We start from the raw sequence: 14,214 nt of genomic DNA on the forward strand, positions 1-14,214 counted from the left end.
CCGGCCTGACGGCCCCAACCCGGCCGCACACCCCTACAGTCTGACGATCGTCTCCGCCCCATCGGCGACGGTCAGCCGCATGATCGTGTTCTGCTCGATGAGGCTCCACCCCTTGTGGTCGAGCCCCGAGGAGGACACGATCATTGCGTTGTCGGGAAAACGCCGCCAGCTCATCCGGTAGTAGTGATCGTGATGATCCGGCGGCAGCGGACCCTGCAGATACGGCACCTGCGTGCCCGCGGTGGCGTGGACGACGATCATCTCTGTGAGAGTGAGGAAAAGCAGATTCATGCCCGGGTGATCGAAACCGGCCCGCAGCATCCGCACTGTCCCGACCACGGATCCGAGCAGCGACTCACCTTGCCGCAACCGCTGCAGAACAAGGGCGAAGATGATCGCCGAATCCGTCGTTCCGCCCACCTCGTCCGCCTCGGCGACGCTGACGAATTCGCGCAGTCGTTCGATCGGGTGCACAGAACCGTTGTGCGCCATCGCCACACCGTCGGCGAGGAACGGGTGCGTGTTCTCCTCGAGGTCGGCCAGCCCCGTCGTCGCCATCCGCAGGTGGCAGATCCGACCTTCACTGACATCCGTGTCCAATGCCCGGGCCAACCGGGGATCATCCGCCCCTTCCGTGGGCGTGCGGAACCGTGCGACCGCCTCGGCGCGGGTGTCGATCCATGCCGTGCCCCATCCGTCATCGTGGACGGTCCCCATCGATTGCCATTGCCTGCACTCATCGGTCCCGATGAGATCCCCGGCCGTAGTCGGGGTGGGGGAGATGAACCCGAGCAGTCTGCACATGAGCCCTCCTTCGCGCTGACCTCAGGTTACGCCCGAAACGGTGGGCAATGTCAGTGCCGATGTCTAGACTCAAGACATGAAGATCACGGTTCTCGAAGGCGATATCACCGAGGTGGCCGTCGACGCGATCGTCAACGCCGCGAATTCGTCCCTGCTCGGTGGCGGCGGGGTCGACGGAGCCATCCACCGCGCGGCCGGTCCCGCGCTCCTCGAAGCCTGCCGCGAGGTCAGACAGACGACCCATGTGCGCGGTCTGCCGCCGGGCCAGGCCGTGGCCACCTCGGCGGGAGATCTGCCCGCCCGCTGGGTCATCCACACTGTCGGACCGAACCGGAACGCGGGCGAGGCGGACCCGGAGATCCTCGAGTCCTGTTTCGAATCGAGCCTCAACCTCGCCGAGGAGCTCGGTGCGACCTCGATAGCCTTCCCCGCCATCGGCGGCGGAGTCTACGGTTGGTCGCCCAGAGACGTCGCCGAGGCGGCTCACAGTGTCATCGTCGACGGCCGGTCCCGCGGGCGCTGGGAATCGATCGATGAGGTCCAGTTCGTCCTCTTCAGCGATCAGATGACGAGCGTGTTCTGCCAGATCTTCGACCACGATCAGTGGTGATGCCATGAAGGTCAACAGGATCATCCCGGACATCGCTGTCGACGACATCGACGCCGCGCGGGAGTTCTATTCGGGCTTCCTCGGGCTGAGCAGTGAGGAATTCAACCTCGGCTGGGTCGCACGCTTCACCTCCCCGGAAACCGGCGCCAGCGTGCAGGTGCTCACCGAGGATGAGACGGGGCAGACGAATCCCGTGGCCTCGGTGCTCGTCGAGGACGTCGACGTTGCCTTCGCCGAAGCCCAGGAGCAGGGCATCGAGATCATCCACCCGCTCACCCACGAAGAATGGGGAGTGCGACGGCTCTTCGTCCGCGCACCCGACGGCAACGTGTTCAATATCGTCGCGCACCCGGAGTGAACCCATGTGGGGCAGTATTCACGCAGCCTTGTGACGCACTCTGTGCACGATCGCCAAAGTCAGCGCGGCGATAGCGCTGCCGGCGGCGATGAGCAGCGGAATCCCGGAGACGACGGCCTCGACGACATACTCGGGGCCGGACTGCAGGATCGGGCCGACGATCTTGACGAGGAGGAACCCGAGGACGCCGATGAAGAGGAACAGTGCCGCCCTCTTGCCGAGGACCACCGCCAGGGTCTTCGGATATTGATAGGTCTGTGTCGTGCTCATGGTCGATCACCTTGTGTTTTCGTCCACGGTCCAAACCTTTTGGGCTGTGCCTGCCACGCTACGCCTGCAAACAGAGTGTGCACTGGGTGCTCTGAGGACGTTCGATGGGAGCAGTCGTCGATCAGCGAGGGGTGGCATCGCCGGGCCGGACCAACCCCGTCTCATAGGCGAGCACGATGAGCGCGGCACGGTCCCGGGCATCGAGGCGAGTGAGCAGCCGGCTGACGTAAGTGCGAGCCGTGGCGGGGCTGAGGAAGAGTTCGGCGGCGATCTCGTCATTGGTCAGCCCACGCCCGATTCCGCTGAGGACCTCGACCTCCCGCTCCGTCAGCTCATCGAGTCCATGGCCGATCGGATCGGGGGAATGTCCCTCGGCGACGGCCCGCATGACCCCGGCGGTGACCGATGGTGACAGCAGGGCATCACCGGCGGCGACAGCGCGGATCGCGGCGCGCAGATCGCTGGGAGAGACATCCTTGAGCAAGTACCCGGCGGCTCCCGCCCGAATGGCGGCGAAGACGTTCTCGTCCTCGTCGAAGGTGGTGAGCATGAGCACCCTGACCCCGTTCAACGCAGCGTCGTCAACGATGGCCCGCGTCGCTTCGATCCCGTCCATGACGGGCATGCGGATATCCATGAGCACGACGTCGGGGCGCAGCTCCCGCACATGCGACAGGCCTGACCTTCCGTTCGCCGCCTCGGCGACGACCGTGATGTCACCGTCGCGTTCGGCCAGGGGCCGCAGACCGGCCCGAACGAGTTCCTGATCGTCGACGATGACGACGCGGATCACCTCGGTCATGGTTCCTCCTCGACATCGATCGGCAGGTGCGCGGTCACAGTGAACCCTTCGTCGTTCGGCCCGACACCGAGGCGACCACCGAGCAGTCCCGCCCGTTCCCTCATCCCGCGGATGCCGGCACCGGGCTCCGGATCGACGGTTCCGCCGTAACCGTTGTCGACGATGCGCACGATGAGCTCGTCACCGTGCACCTGCGCGGAGACATGGGCCGCGTTCGCCCCGGAATGGCGGAGCACGTTCGTCACCGATTCCTGGACGATCCGAAATGCCGCGGCGTCGACGGCCCGAGGCAGCTGTCCGGGGTCGACGTCGAGGTCGACCGTGACGTCGAGGCCGGCGGCGCGGGCCGCCTCGATGACGGAGGAGATCGAAGCCAACCCCAACGCCGAGGCGGGACCCGGGTCGGTCTCGCCCGCGGACTCCTCGCGGAGGACTCTGACTGTGCGACGCAGTTCCCTCAGTGCCTCCGAGGTGGCACCGCGCACCCGTTCGAGTGCGGCCGCACGGTCGTCCGGGTCCACGGCCTCGCCCGCCACGGAGGTGTGCAGCGAAGCCACGGACAGGGTGTGGCCGATCGTGTCGTGGAGGTCGCGGGCGATGCGCACCCGTTCGGCGTGCATTCGCGCCTCGGCGGCTCGGGATTCCTCGGCGGAGGTGAGGGCGGCGATGCGCGCCGACTGCGTTCGGGTCTCGCGGACCAAGCGGACCACGGAGCCGAGGGCGATTGCGGCGGCGGCCAACGCCAGTTCGGTGACGAAGCCGTACCCGGTCAGGTGGGCACGCGGGTCGAGGTCATCGAACCTGTAGAACGTCGACACCGCGATAAGGACGGCGGCGCCGAGCACGGACCACGAGGTGCGCCGCACCTCGGCAGTGGAGTAGAGAGCGCCGACAGCGGGCAGGACCATGCCGATCGGCGGCAGATCCAGAGCGTAGTAGGCGAAGATCCCGAACACGGTCACGGCCAGTACGGCCAGCGGCAGTCGGCGACGCAGGAGCAGCAGAGCGCCGAAGCCGATGGCCCAGGCGACGCCGGGCAGCGGGGACGACTCGGCATCGGCGGCGATGACCAGCGAGATCACCAGGGTCACCGCAACCGCCAGAGAAGCATCGGTCAGCCACGGCTCGAGGCGCTCGCGCTCCTCACCCGTCTCACCAGCATCTGCCGAACCCATAGTCCAAGACTACGGAGCAAACGCGTTCGCCGCAGTCGTCCGGCGTCGATCCGGCGATCGCCTGCAGGCGACTCGGGTCTCGCCTTCGGGCGGGCGGAACTGACGCCTCAGCGCCGATGTGCGAAGAACGGTCGGCCGGAAGAGTTGAGGGTATGACAACACATTCGAAACGCCCCCTGTCCTGGCCGCTCATCGTCGGTCTGTCCTCTCTGGCACTGCTGTGGCCGCTGACCGGACTGTGGCCCATTCTCGGTGACGGTGCCGTCCGCGCGCTGACCCTGCTCGGTCTCACCGGTGCGATCTGGATCGGGACCGTCGGCTTCGCCCGCGTCGCTCGCCCCGTGCTCACCCTGACGATCTGCGGTGCGGCGCACGGCTTCCTCACCCTCGCATTCGGCGGACTGCTCGCCGGGACCGGGCTGATCAGCAACGGGCCGGCAGTGTTCATGGCACTCATCCCGAGCCTCGGAATGGGCGCCGGAATCGGTGCCCTCACCGGACTGGCGGCCTTCGGCATCCAGGCGATGCTCAGGACGCGGGAGCAGCGATGAAACGGCGCAGGCATGCCTCGGTCGCGGCCGGTGCCGCCGTTGCGGTGGTCGTCGCGGTCGGGTTGGCAGCCTGCGGAGTGTCGACCACCTCGGTGACGCAGGCCGAGTTCGACAACGAACTGGCCATCCCGCCGTTGGCGGAATCGACGGTCGACGACGGTGTGCGCACCTTCGACCTCACCGCTGAGAAAGGGGCGACGGAGTTCCCCGGACAGGACGGGCCGACGGAGACCTGGGGATTCAACGGGTCATTTCTCGGGCCCACCCTGCGGGCCGAGCGCGGGGAGAAGATCGCCGTCGACGTCGCGAACGACCTCGACGAACCGACGAGCGTGCACTGGCACGGGATGCATCTGCCGGCGAAGATGGACGGGGGACCGCACCAGATGATCGACCCTGGTCAGACGTGGAAGCCGTACTGGACGATCGACCAGCCGGCCGCGACCCTGTGGTACCACCCGCATCCGCACGGGAAGACCGAAGACCATGTCTACAAAGGGCTGGCCGGGATGGTCATCCTCGACGACGATGCCAGCACTGAGGCGGATCTGCCGGACGAATACGGAGTCGACGACCTGCCGCTCATCGTTCAGGACAGATCCTTCGAGGACGGTGAGCTCGAGCTTTCGCACGACGGTGCCGAGCCGGGGATGCTCGGCGACACCGTCATGGTCAACGGCACGATCGGCGGAGTGCAGGAAGTGGCGTCGGAGAAGGTGCGGCTGCGCCTGCTCAACGGATCGACGGCGAGAACCTACGCCTTCGAATTCCCCGACCGGACGATGGATCTCATCGCCGGTGACGGCGGACTCCTCGGCGAACCCACCGAGGTCGACCGGCTCCGCCTGGCGCCGGGGGAGCGCGCCGAGGTGGTCGTCGACTTCTCGGCGGGCGAGACGGTGCGGATGCGTTCGGCCGAGGTCGACCTCGGCGGGGTGGCGGTGCCGGCGACGATGGGCGGTCACGATTCCTTCGACGTTCTCGAATTCCGCGCAGCCGAGACCCTGAAACCTGCTCCCGAACCTGCGTGGTCGCCGTCGAAGCACGCCGAGGAGGATGCCCTGGACGGGCCCGAGGCCGCCAGGACCCGCAAGTTCGAACTCGAGGAACGTGAGATCAACGGTGAGCGGATGGACATGAACCGCATCGACGAGGTGGCCTACGTCGGCGACACCGAGGTGTGGGAAGTGCGCAGCAGGCAGCCGATTCCGCACAGTTTCCATGTCCATGATGTGCAGTTCGACGTGCTCTCGGTCGATGGGGAGGCGCCGCCGGTGGAGATGAGCGGAAGGAAGGACACGATCTACCTCGAACCGAATCGCGACTACCGGCTGCTCATGCGATTCGAGGACTTCACCGACCCGACGATGCCGTACATGTATCACTGCCACATGCTGTTGCACGAGGACGAGGGCATGATGGGCCAGTTAGTCGTCATCGAGCGAGGTCAGGAGGCAGAAGTCGGAGTGCCGGCCGGGCACGAGCACTGAGGTGGGCCACAACCATTTTGGCGTGACTATGCAGAAATATACCGAAAAGGTATATTTGTGCATAGTTGAGAGGTGGTCGGAATGACAGATGCGATCGATATCCTCAGGGCGGTCGCTCGTGCGCCGATGAGGACGATGCGCTATCAGGATGCGCGAAGTCTCGGGACGAACTCGTGGAGAGTACTCGATGACCTCGTCGACCAAGGTGCGCTCAAGCGCATCGCGCGGGGGGTGTACACCGCACCTCCGAATGGCCAGGATGCCCGTACATGGTCACCGAGTCTTGAGGCCGCCGCGCTTGCGGTTGCCGCGTCCAGGCACGGAAGTCGACAGGCGATTCTCATGGGGATCGGCGCTGCTCGATTCTGGGGTGCGATCCCTCGTGCCATCGGCAGTACGGTGGTGGCGATCCCTGTCGCCGGGCGCAGGCCTCTTCGGGTCGGAAGCGGAACCGTGTATTTTGCTCATCGCGATCTGGGTGGCATTGACGCTTCAGTGGAGAGGACCGAGCTCGGCTCGGGGCTGATCGCGTCTCGTGAGCAGACACTCTTCGACCTGCTGATGAGGCCGGCACAGGGTGGCAACCCTGAAGCATCGGCAGAGGCGGCCAGGAACCTGCGGCCGCAGATCGACCTCGACGAGTTTGCCGAGGTCGTCGGCGGATCAGTTCGAGCAAATGACGCCGTGAGACGAATTGTGCGGGGGACGGGGCAGAAGGCATGAGTGAAGCGAAGGCTCCGATGCCGGGGCCGGATCCGGGTTTACTCGACGCAGACGAGGCGAGCTCAATCGCTGAGGATTTCGGTGTCGCGGAATCCCAGGTGCGCCGTGACCATCTCATTTCGCATGTCCTGGCGGCTCTATCAGCAGCGGTCTCTGAAGACGTCATCTTCTTCGGTGGAACTGCGCTGACACGCACCCATCTGACCGATTTGAGGCTGTCTGAGGACATCGATCTGATCGCCGTCGGCGACAGGCAGCTGGTGGCCGGATTCATCCAAGCCGCGGTGAGCAGGAGCCTGCGACGCTCGTTGGGCCGCCCGGCGTTCACTCCGGATCTGGTTGACACTCGGCGTTCGGAGCCTGCGGTGATGTCGGTAGCCGATTCGCGTATTCAGATTCAACTGCTGTCGCAGAAGGGATATCCACCTTGGCCGACCGAGTGGCGAGAAATCGAACAGCGCTACAGTGATGCGCCGCCTGCTCGGCTCACCGTGTTGACTGCTCCTGCATTCGCTGCAGCGAAACTTGTAGCGTGGAACGACAGACATGCCTCTCGCGATCTCTATGACATGTGGGCGATGGCGGTCAATGGGATCATCAGCAGCGAGGCCGCAGAGCTGTTCTCGCGTCACGGGCCGTTCACGAGCCCGGGTGCCGTGTCGTTCGCTTCGATTCCTTCAGAGCAGGCGTGGACGACTGATCTCGCCCATCAGTGCCGACCGCAGGTGACTGCGAAAGCGGCTGCAGAAGCGGTGGCGGCTGCTTGGTCGTCGGTCTGAACCATGGCCCGCGGGCAGACGATTCCCGGTGTTCAATGAACCGCAGGTGTTCAAGGAGATTGAACAGCACGGAACATTGAACGCCAGGTCCGGTTCGCCGGCCGGGGGCCTCACACCGCGGTGTAGCCGCCGTCAATGAGGTAGTAGGCGCCGCTGACGAACGAAGCGTCGTCGGAGAGCAGGAACGACACCACCTTAGCTACTTCATCTGCGGTGCCCAGGCGGCCGAGGGGGTGCTTGGCCTTGAGCCCTTCAAGGGTTTCGGCATCGAGGCTCGATTCCAGCAACGGAGTCGTAATGTAACCGGGGCCGACCGCGTTGATGCGCAGACCTTCCGCGCCGTATTCGGCGGCGGCGTTCTTCGTGATGCCGACGACGCCGTGCTTCGCGGCGGTGTACGCGCCGTTGTTGATCGCGGCGACGGTTCCGTGAACCGAAGCCATATTGACAATCGCGGAGTCCTTCGCACCGGACTCGAGCATGGCCGGGATCTGGAAACGCATGCCGTAGAGCACGCCGTTGAGGTTGACGTCGATGACCTTGTCCCAGGAGTCGAGGTCGGTCTCACCGACGGGCACCTGCTTGCCGCCGATGCCTGCGTTGTTCACGGCGAAGTTGAGCCCACCATAGGTGTCGACGGCGAACTGAACGACCTTCTCCGAATCCTCCTTCGAGGACGTGTCCTGCTGGATCGCCGAGGCGGTTCCTCCGGCTTCGGCGATCTCATCGGCGACGCGCTGCGCGGCGTCGAGATTGATGTCGGTGAGGACCACCTTCGCGCCCTTGGAGGCGAGGTCCTTGGAGATCGCCTCTCCGAGTCCGGAGCCTCCACCGGTGACGAGTGCGACCTTGTTCGTGAAATCTGCCATGGCGATGTCCTTCTTTCTCGAAAATCTGCGGAGCCCGGCTGATGTGGCCCTCATCAGGCACAACGATGAAATTCCGGAGAGCATTCCACTGACTGCGGGGCTGCTTGATTGCGTCAAGCATTGATTGAGGCGCTCAACAGTGGTTGACTAATTGCAATCTGCAATCACTAGAGCCGATTACGCCAGCTCGAGGGGGAGTGATGGGAAAAGTAGCATGGGGTTTCACCTGTTCGATCGACGGGTTCATCGCCGGGCCGGGCCATGACATGTCGTGGCTGGGCGAGACCGCGGAGACCGCCGAGGACACCACGGAGGACATGGCATCGAAGGTCGCGGTCATCATCTCCGGTCGGCGCGGCTATGACGCGGCCAAGGCGCAGGCCGACATCCGCGATGAGATGACAGCCGAACCGTACGGTGGGGCGTGGTCGGGGACGGAAATCATCCTCACCCATCGTCCCGAGGAATTGGCCGCAGACGCCTCGGTGACGGCGATGAACTGCACCATCACCGAGGCGGTCGAGCGGGCCCAGAAGATCGCCGGTGACCGCGATATCCAGATCATCAGCGCCGATATCGCCCGGCAGGCGCTCGAGGTCGACCTCATCGACGAACTCCAGGTCTACGTCGCCCCGGTCTTCCTCGGGGACGGAACGCGGATCTTCGATGTCCCCGGTGGGCGACGCCTCGATTGGGAACTCGCCACGATCGACGAGGCCAATCCGCGCAGCTTCGGCCGCACCTACCGGCCTAAGAGGGACTGAAGGCTCAGCGCTCCAATCCTCGAGAATTCCGTCCGCAGTCGGCGGAAGATCTGTTCTGTGTCAGTGCCGAGGAGTACCGTTTCAGCATGTGCAGAAACATCAGAACCCTCCATAATTTCGAGCCCGCAGCCACTTCCGACGAAGTCCATGCCGCCGCTCTGCAGTACGTGCGCAAGATCGCCGGGACGACGAAACCCTCGCAGGCCAATGCCGAGGCTTTCGACGCCGCGGTCGAGGAGATCGCGCACACCACTCAGCATCTCCTCGATGCGCTGGTGACGAACGCGCCGCCGAAGAATCGAGAGGAGGAGGCGGAGAAGCGACGAGCGAGATTCGCGGCCCGCGCATGACGATCGCCGGACTCGTCCTCGCCGGCCTTGCCGCCGCCCTGCACGTCTTCATCTTCTACCTGGAATCCATCGCCTGGACGAGTCCACGTGCCCGCGCCACCTTCGGCACGACCGAAGCCGAGGCCGAGACGACGAAGTCCCTGGCCTTCAACCAAGGCTTCTACAACCTCTTCCTCGCTCTCACCGTGTTCATCGGCCTCATCGTCTTCGGCACAGGCGCTGCCGAAGTCGGACTCACCCTCGTCTTGGTCGGAGCCGGATCGATGGTCGCCGCGGCATTGGTGCTCGCGCTCTCCAGCCGCGAGCTGCTCGCCTCGGCGCTCAAACAGGGAACACTGCCGCTGCTGGGAATTCTCTGCCTGATCGTCGGCGTGCTGATCTGAGTCGTCGTGGTCCGAGCCGCAGCGATCCTGCTCAGTCGGCGAAGCGACGATCGTTCGCAAGATCTTGCGTGATCCTCGCCGAGGCGGTCCGCAGGACCCGCATGATCGCAGGCACTCCTTTCCGATGCTCCGAATCGATGACGACCCCGAGACCGGCGATCGCCGCCCCGCCGGCGTCGAAGACCGGAACCGTGATGCCAGTCGTGCCCTCATCGATATGGCCGGACAGTTCGGCGAAATGGTGAGACCGGATCGAGGTGAGCATTGTGCGCAATGAGGCAGGATCCGTCGTCGTCTTCTCCGTGATCGCGGCCAGCGGTCCCCGCAGATATGCCTCCCGCTGATGCTTCGGCGCGTAGGCCAAAAGCACGAGCCCACAGGAGGACGCATGAGCGGGCAGCCGACCGGCGGTCTTCGACCGGTGGATGACTGCATTCGGCGCCGACATGCGCTCGATGATGAGCACCTCGCGTTCCCGCAGGATGCCCAACTGCGTGTTCTCACCGACGAACTCATGCACACCCATCATGTGCGGGCGGGCCACCGAAGCCAGATCAACGGCATCCGAGGCGCGGTTCGACAGCTCCCACATTCCGACCCCGATCCGGATGCGCCCTGTGGGGTCGCGCTGGAGCAGGTCGTGACGCATCATCTCACCGATCAGTCGGTACGCCGTCGATTTCGGCAGCTCGGCACGCTCTGCGATCTCCTCGGCGCTCAGGCTCTGATGGTCCGGGTCGAAGGATGCGAGCACGCGCACGAGCCGATCGATCATCGAATCGCCGGAAGGAGAGTTCGCCATGCCTCGGATTCTAGCGGTTCCGATGCCAGATTCTCAATGAATGGGATCACTGTGGCTTCGGGTGGTGCGGATCACTACCCTGACGAGAGGTGCACCACAGTCCCGCCCCGACAAAGAAGTGAGGACAGACAATGACTGATTTCCTGGGAACCGACTGGCACGAGAAGATCTTCACCGGCATCTGGACCGCAGGCTCGGGAGAGACCTACGACGTCATCGAACCGGCCACCGGTGAGACCCTCGGCCGCCTCGGTGCCGCCAGCGCCGACGACGTCACCGCCGCCGCCACGCGAGCCGCCGCTGCACAGAAGGAATGGGCGAAGACCACTCCGGCCGAACGGGCCGCAGTGCTGCGCCGCGCCGGTGCCCTGTGGGCCGAACACGCCGATGAGCTCGCCGGCTGGATCATCCGGGAAGCCGGCTCCATCCCGCCGAAGGCCGCTCTCGAGATCTCCTCCGCTGAAGCCATCTGCTATGAATCCTCCGCGCTGCCCAGCCACCCCAAGGGCCAGGTGCTGACCTCGAACGAACCCCGCTGGTCCTTCGCCCGCCGAGTGCCCGCCGGAGTCGTCTCCGTCATCGCCCCGTTCAACTTCCCCCTCATCCTCGCCATGCGCTCCGTCGCCCCAGCTCTGGCCCTGGGCAACGCAGTCCTGCTCAAGCCGGACCCGCGCACCGCCGTGTGCGCCGGAGTGGCGATCGCGAAGGTCTTCGCCGAGGCGGGCCTGCCCGAAGGGCTGCTCCAGGTCCTGCCCGGCGGCCTCGACGCCGGTGAAGCCGTCGTCGCCGCACCCGAGGTCTCCGTCATCTCCTTCACCGGGTCCACCGCGGCCGGACGCAAGGTCGGCGAAGCCGCCGGTCGCCTCCTCAAGCGCTGCCACCTCGAACTCGGTGGAAACAATGCGCTCGTCGTCCTTCCCGGAGCCGAGGTCGGTCCGGCCACCTCGGCGGGGGCCTTCGGATCGTGGATGCACCAGGGCCAGATCTGCATGACCACCGGCCGCCACCTCGTCCACGACTCCATCTATGACGAGTACGTCGAACAGTTGGCCGAACGCGCTCGCAACCTGCCGGTCGGCGACCCCGCCACCGAGGAGGTCGCGATCGGACCGATCATCGACGAGAAACAGCGCACCCACGTCCGTGACATCCTCGACAAAGCCACCGCCGACGGTGCGAGGCTCGTCGCCGGGGGACCGGGCGAAGGTGCCTTCGTCCCACCCACGGTGCTCACCGACCTGAGCCCCTCGAACCCGGCCTGGGCTCAGGAGATCTTCGGGCCCGTCGCACCCGTCGCACGCTTCTCCACCCTGGAGGAGGCGGCCGCAATGGTCAACGACAGTGAATACGGGCTCTCGCTCGGCATCCTCGGCGATGTGGGGATGGCCATGGACCTGGCCGACCTCGTCGACACAGGGAAGGTCCACATCAACGAACAGACCGTCTCCGACGAAGCCAACGTCCCCTTCGGCGGGATGAAGGACTCCGGCAACGGATCCCGATTCGGAGGGGCCGAGGCGAATATCGAAGCCTTCACCGAAACCCAATGGGTGACGATGCGCTCGTCCATCGCGCCCTACCCGTTCTGACCGACACCACACCACCTCGGAGACATCGATGTCCGCACCCTCCCCATCCGCATCCACGACCGGCTTCGCCTCGGCGGGGCGCTGGCCGGCAGTCCTGTGCTGGCTGGCCGTCGCCCTGGAGGGCTTCGACCTCGTCGTCCTCGGCGCGGTCATCCCCGAGCTGCTGGCAACCGAGGCCCTCGGATTCACCCCCGAGGCGGCCACGATGGTGGCCACCCTCAGTCTCGTCGGCGTCGGCCTCGGCGCCGTATCCGTCGGCCCCGTCGTCGACCGGATCGGGCGGCGGTGGGCGATCATCGGCTGCGTCATCGGCTTCAGCGTCTTCACCCTGCTCGTCGCATTCGCGCCGAACGTCGCACTGTTCACCATCTGCCGGTTCATCGCCGGACTCTTCCTCGGAGCCGTGATGCCCAGTGCGCTCGCCTACATCAGCGAGTACAACAAGTCCGGCAAGACGGGTAAGGCCACGACCCTGACGATGACCGGCTATCACGCCGGTGCGGTGGCGATCTCCCTGCTCGCCGTCGCCTACTCCCACAACTGGCACCTGCTCTTCCTCGCCGGCGGCATCGCGGGCCTCGTCATGGTTCCCCTTCTGATCTGGAAACTGCCCGAGTCCGAGGTCTTCCTCATCGCTCAGGAACTCAAACGCAACCCCGCCGCTGCACAAGCGGTGGACGCAGACGCCGCCGATCCGGCCGGCTCTGTCGACGGCACTGTCGACGCACAGGTGAAGACCGGAATGGCCGGACTCTTCGCAGGCAAGCTCGCGCTGGTGACCATCGGCGTGTGGGCAGCGAGCTTCATGGGACTCCTGCTCGTCTACGGACTCAACACCTGGCTGCCGAAGATCATGGCCGACGCCGGCTACGAGGTCTCTGATTCGCTGGTCATGCTCTTCGTCATGAACATCGGCGCCGTCGTCGGACTCGTCCTGGCCGGCTGGTTGGCCGACAAGCACGGGACGAAGAAGATCGTGCTCATGTGGTTCGTCCTCGCCGCGATCTTCCTCGCCGCACTGTCGATCCCGATGACCAGCCAGGTGCTGCTCAACCTCGCAGTGTTCATCACGGGAGTCTTCGTCTTCTCCGCCCAGGTGCTCGTCTACGCCTTCGTCTCGGCCGTCTACCCGCCTCAAGCCCGCGGCACCGCGCTGGGCATGGCCTCGGGCATCGGGCGGATCGGTGCCATCGTCGGCCCCTTCATCACCGGTGCCCTCGTCACCGCGGGCATCGCCTACCCGTGGGGCTTCTACCTCTTCGCCGTCGTCGCTCTGTTCGGCTTCGCGGCCATGGCGATCGTGCCGAGATCCGTACGCTGAGGCCGCTGGCATCCGTGCAGTGACGTCTGTAGGAGTGTTACTTCGGGAGTACAAGTTCTCACTGGATTGCTCTGCATTATCCGATGCAGCGTTTCTGCATTTTCCGATGTAGAGAGTCTGCATTATCCGATCCAGGATGTCTGCTTTGTTCGGCCTGGAGTGTTGGATAGCGGCCTGCAGTTCGGGCTCAAAGCGGCCGGCGCACTGCGGATCGAGGGTGCGAGAGCAAGTAGCAAGACAATGACTGCCCTCAACGCCGCGAATTCGTTTTCGTTTCTGGATGACGATCAGACGCAACGAGTCGTGGAGATCGCTTCCGAATCAATTCTGGCCGGCGAGACACCAAAACTTCTGGACGAATGGCAGACCGCGCCCGCGCAGATCCCGGACACGATCATCAACCGCATCATCCGGCGCTCCCGGCCCGGGGCAGTCGGGCCGGAAGTGCGGCTGGCTACCCCGTCGGGTGTGGTCACCGCCGGTGCCGTGTTCGACGCGGACACAGTGACGGCCACCTCCCTCTTCCGCACGGCACGAGTGCTCATGCGAGGGCAGGTGGCCGTCATCGACTAAG

The 14,214-nt window shown here is 65.2% G+C and carries 18 protein-coding genes; 12 read left to right on the forward strand and 6 right to left on the reverse strand.

Annotation, left to right across the window (positions count from 1 at the left end; all coding sequences use genetic code 11):
* Positions 1 to 33 precede the first annotated feature (33 nt).
* Positions 34 to 804 carry a class II glutamine amidotransferase gene (locus HF684_RS04080; RefSeq protein WP_169251462.1) on the reverse strand — a complete coding sequence of 257 codons (771 nt, stop codon included), beginning with the start codon at positions 802 to 804 and terminating at the stop codon, positions 34 to 36.
* 76 nt (positions 805 to 880) lie between these two features.
* On the opposite strand from HF684_RS04080, the gene HF684_RS04085 reads away from it, so the two are divergent.
* Together HF684_RS04085 and HF684_RS04090 are read left to right on the forward strand one after the other, a co-directional pair.
* Positions 881 to 1,414 (forward strand): O-acetyl-ADP-ribose deacetylase, encoded by a 534-nt coding sequence (locus HF684_RS04085; protein WP_169251463.1) that lies wholly within the window; start codon positions 881 to 883, stop codon positions 1,412 to 1,414.
* A 4-nt stretch (positions 1,415 to 1,418) separates the two neighbouring features.
* Complete coding sequence (locus HF684_RS04090) at positions 1,419 to 1,772, forward strand: VOC family protein (RefSeq protein WP_169251464.1); 354 nt, start codon at positions 1,419 to 1,421, stop codon at positions 1,770 to 1,772.
* An 18-nt stretch (positions 1,773 to 1,790) separates the two neighbouring features.
* On the opposite strand, the gene HF684_RS04095 is transcribed toward HF684_RS04090, so the two are convergent.
* The 3 genes from HF684_RS04095 to HF684_RS04105 all read right to left on the reverse strand — a co-directional run bounded on the left by HF684_RS04095 (position 1,791) and on the right by HF684_RS04105 (position 4,019).
* The gene (locus tag HF684_RS04095; RefSeq protein WP_169251465.1) at positions 1,791 to 2,042 is read right to left on the reverse strand and encodes a hypothetical protein; all 252 of its coding nucleotides are present in this window, start codon (positions 2,040 to 2,042) and stop codon (positions 1,791 to 1,793) included.
* A gap of 121 nt (positions 2,043 to 2,163) precedes the next feature.
* Positions 2,164 to 2,835 carry a response regulator transcription factor gene (locus HF684_RS04100; RefSeq protein ID WP_211168113.1) on the reverse strand — a complete coding sequence of 224 codons (672 nt, stop codon included), beginning with the start codon at positions 2,833 to 2,835 and terminating at the stop codon, positions 2,164 to 2,166.
* Positions 2,836 to 2,840: 5 nt separating this feature from the next.
* The gene (locus HF684_RS04105; protein WP_169251467.1) at positions 2,841 to 4,019 is read right to left on the reverse strand and encodes a sensor histidine kinase; all 1,179 of its coding nucleotides are present in this window, start codon (positions 4,017 to 4,019) and stop codon (positions 2,841 to 2,843) included.
* Between the two features lie 152 nt (positions 4,020 to 4,171).
* Between HF684_RS04105 and HF684_RS04110 the strand changes: the two genes are divergently transcribed.
* From HF684_RS04110 to HF684_RS04125, 4 genes are all read left to right on the forward strand, one after another.
* The gene (locus HF684_RS04110; protein WP_169251468.1) at positions 4,172 to 4,570 is read left to right on the forward strand and encodes a hypothetical protein; all 399 of its coding nucleotides are present in this window, start codon (positions 4,172 to 4,174) and stop codon (positions 4,568 to 4,570) included.
* The gene (locus HF684_RS04115) at positions 4,567 to 6,060 is read left to right on the forward strand and encodes a multicopper oxidase domain-containing protein (protein ID WP_169251469.1); all 1,494 of its coding nucleotides are present in this window, start codon (positions 4,567 to 4,569) and stop codon (positions 6,058 to 6,060) included. Before HF684_RS04110 ends, HF684_RS04115 begins: the two co-directional genes overlap by 4 nt.
* A 135-nt stretch (positions 6,061 to 6,195) precedes the next feature.
* Positions 6,196 to 6,783, forward strand: coding sequence for a hypothetical protein (locus HF684_RS04120; protein WP_169251470.1), 588 nt, complete (start codon positions 6,196 to 6,198; stop codon positions 6,781 to 6,783).
* The gene (locus tag HF684_RS04125) at positions 6,780 to 7,562 is read left to right on the forward strand and encodes a nucleotidyl transferase AbiEii/AbiGii toxin family protein (protein WP_211168063.1); all 783 of its coding nucleotides are present in this window, start codon (positions 6,780 to 6,782) and stop codon (positions 7,560 to 7,562) included. Before HF684_RS04120 ends, HF684_RS04125 begins: the two co-directional genes overlap by 4 nt.
* 110 nt (positions 7,563 to 7,672) lie before the next feature.
* Here HF684_RS04125 and HF684_RS04130 read toward each other — a convergent pair whose 3' ends face one another.
* Positions 7,673 to 8,431 carry a glucose 1-dehydrogenase gene (locus tag HF684_RS04130; protein ID WP_169251471.1) on the reverse strand — a complete coding sequence of 253 codons (759 nt, stop codon included), beginning with the start codon at positions 8,429 to 8,431 and terminating at the stop codon, positions 7,673 to 7,675.
* A gap of 200 nt (positions 8,432 to 8,631) precedes the next feature.
* Here HF684_RS04130 and HF684_RS04135 point away from each other — a divergent pair, with 200 nt between their 5' ends.
* From HF684_RS04135 to HF684_RS04145, 3 genes are all read left to right on the forward strand, one after another.
* Complete coding sequence (locus tag HF684_RS04135; RefSeq protein WP_169251472.1) at positions 8,632 to 9,195, forward strand: dihydrofolate reductase family protein; 564 nt, start codon at positions 8,632 to 8,634, stop codon at positions 9,193 to 9,195.
* Between the two features lie 86 nt (positions 9,196 to 9,281).
* Positions 9,282 to 9,545, forward strand: a complete 264-nt coding sequence (locus HF684_RS04140) for a DUF2277 domain-containing protein (protein ID WP_039207958.1) — start codon at positions 9,282 to 9,284, stop codon at positions 9,543 to 9,545.
* The gene (locus tag HF684_RS04145; protein ID WP_169251473.1) at positions 9,542 to 9,928 is read left to right on the forward strand and encodes a DUF1304 domain-containing protein; all 387 of its coding nucleotides are present in this window, start codon (positions 9,542 to 9,544) and stop codon (positions 9,926 to 9,928) included. The genes HF684_RS04140 and HF684_RS04145 overlap by 4 nt, the downstream gene beginning before the upstream one ends.
* A gap of 31 nt (positions 9,929 to 9,959) precedes the next feature.
* On the opposite strand, the gene HF684_RS04150 is transcribed toward HF684_RS04145, so the two are convergent.
* Positions 9,960 to 10,730 (reverse strand): IclR family transcriptional regulator, encoded by a 771-nt coding sequence (locus tag HF684_RS04150; protein WP_169251474.1) that lies wholly within the window; start codon positions 10,728 to 10,730, stop codon positions 9,960 to 9,962.
* Positions 10,731 to 10,861: 131 nt separating this feature from the next.
* On the opposite strand from HF684_RS04150, the gene HF684_RS04155 reads away from it, so the two are divergent.
* The 3 genes from HF684_RS04155 to HF684_RS18735 all read left to right on the forward strand — a co-directional run bounded on the left by HF684_RS04155 (position 10,862) and on the right by HF684_RS18735 (position 14,213).
* Entirely contained in the window at positions 10,862 to 12,319 is a 1,458-nt protein-coding gene (locus HF684_RS04155; protein WP_169251475.1) for a benzaldehyde dehydrogenase, read from the forward strand.
* Positions 12,320 to 12,347: 28 nt separating this feature from the next.
* A complete protein-coding gene (locus HF684_RS04160) occupies positions 12,348 to 13,640 on the forward strand; it encodes an aromatic acid/H+ symport family MFS transporter (RefSeq protein ID WP_169251476.1) in 1,293 nt (430 codons plus the stop codon).
* Between the two features lie 240 nt (positions 13,641 to 13,880).
* The gene (locus tag HF684_RS18735) at positions 13,881 to 14,213 is read left to right on the forward strand and encodes a hypothetical protein (RefSeq protein ID WP_248279105.1); all 333 of its coding nucleotides are present in this window, start codon (positions 13,881 to 13,883) and stop codon (positions 14,211 to 14,213) included.
* Position 14,214 lies beyond the last annotated feature (1 nt).

The sequence above is a fragment of the Brevibacterium sp. 'Marine' genome (assembly GCF_012844365.1).
Lineage (GTDB): Bacteria > Actinomycetota > Actinomycetes > Actinomycetales > Brevibacteriaceae > Brevibacterium.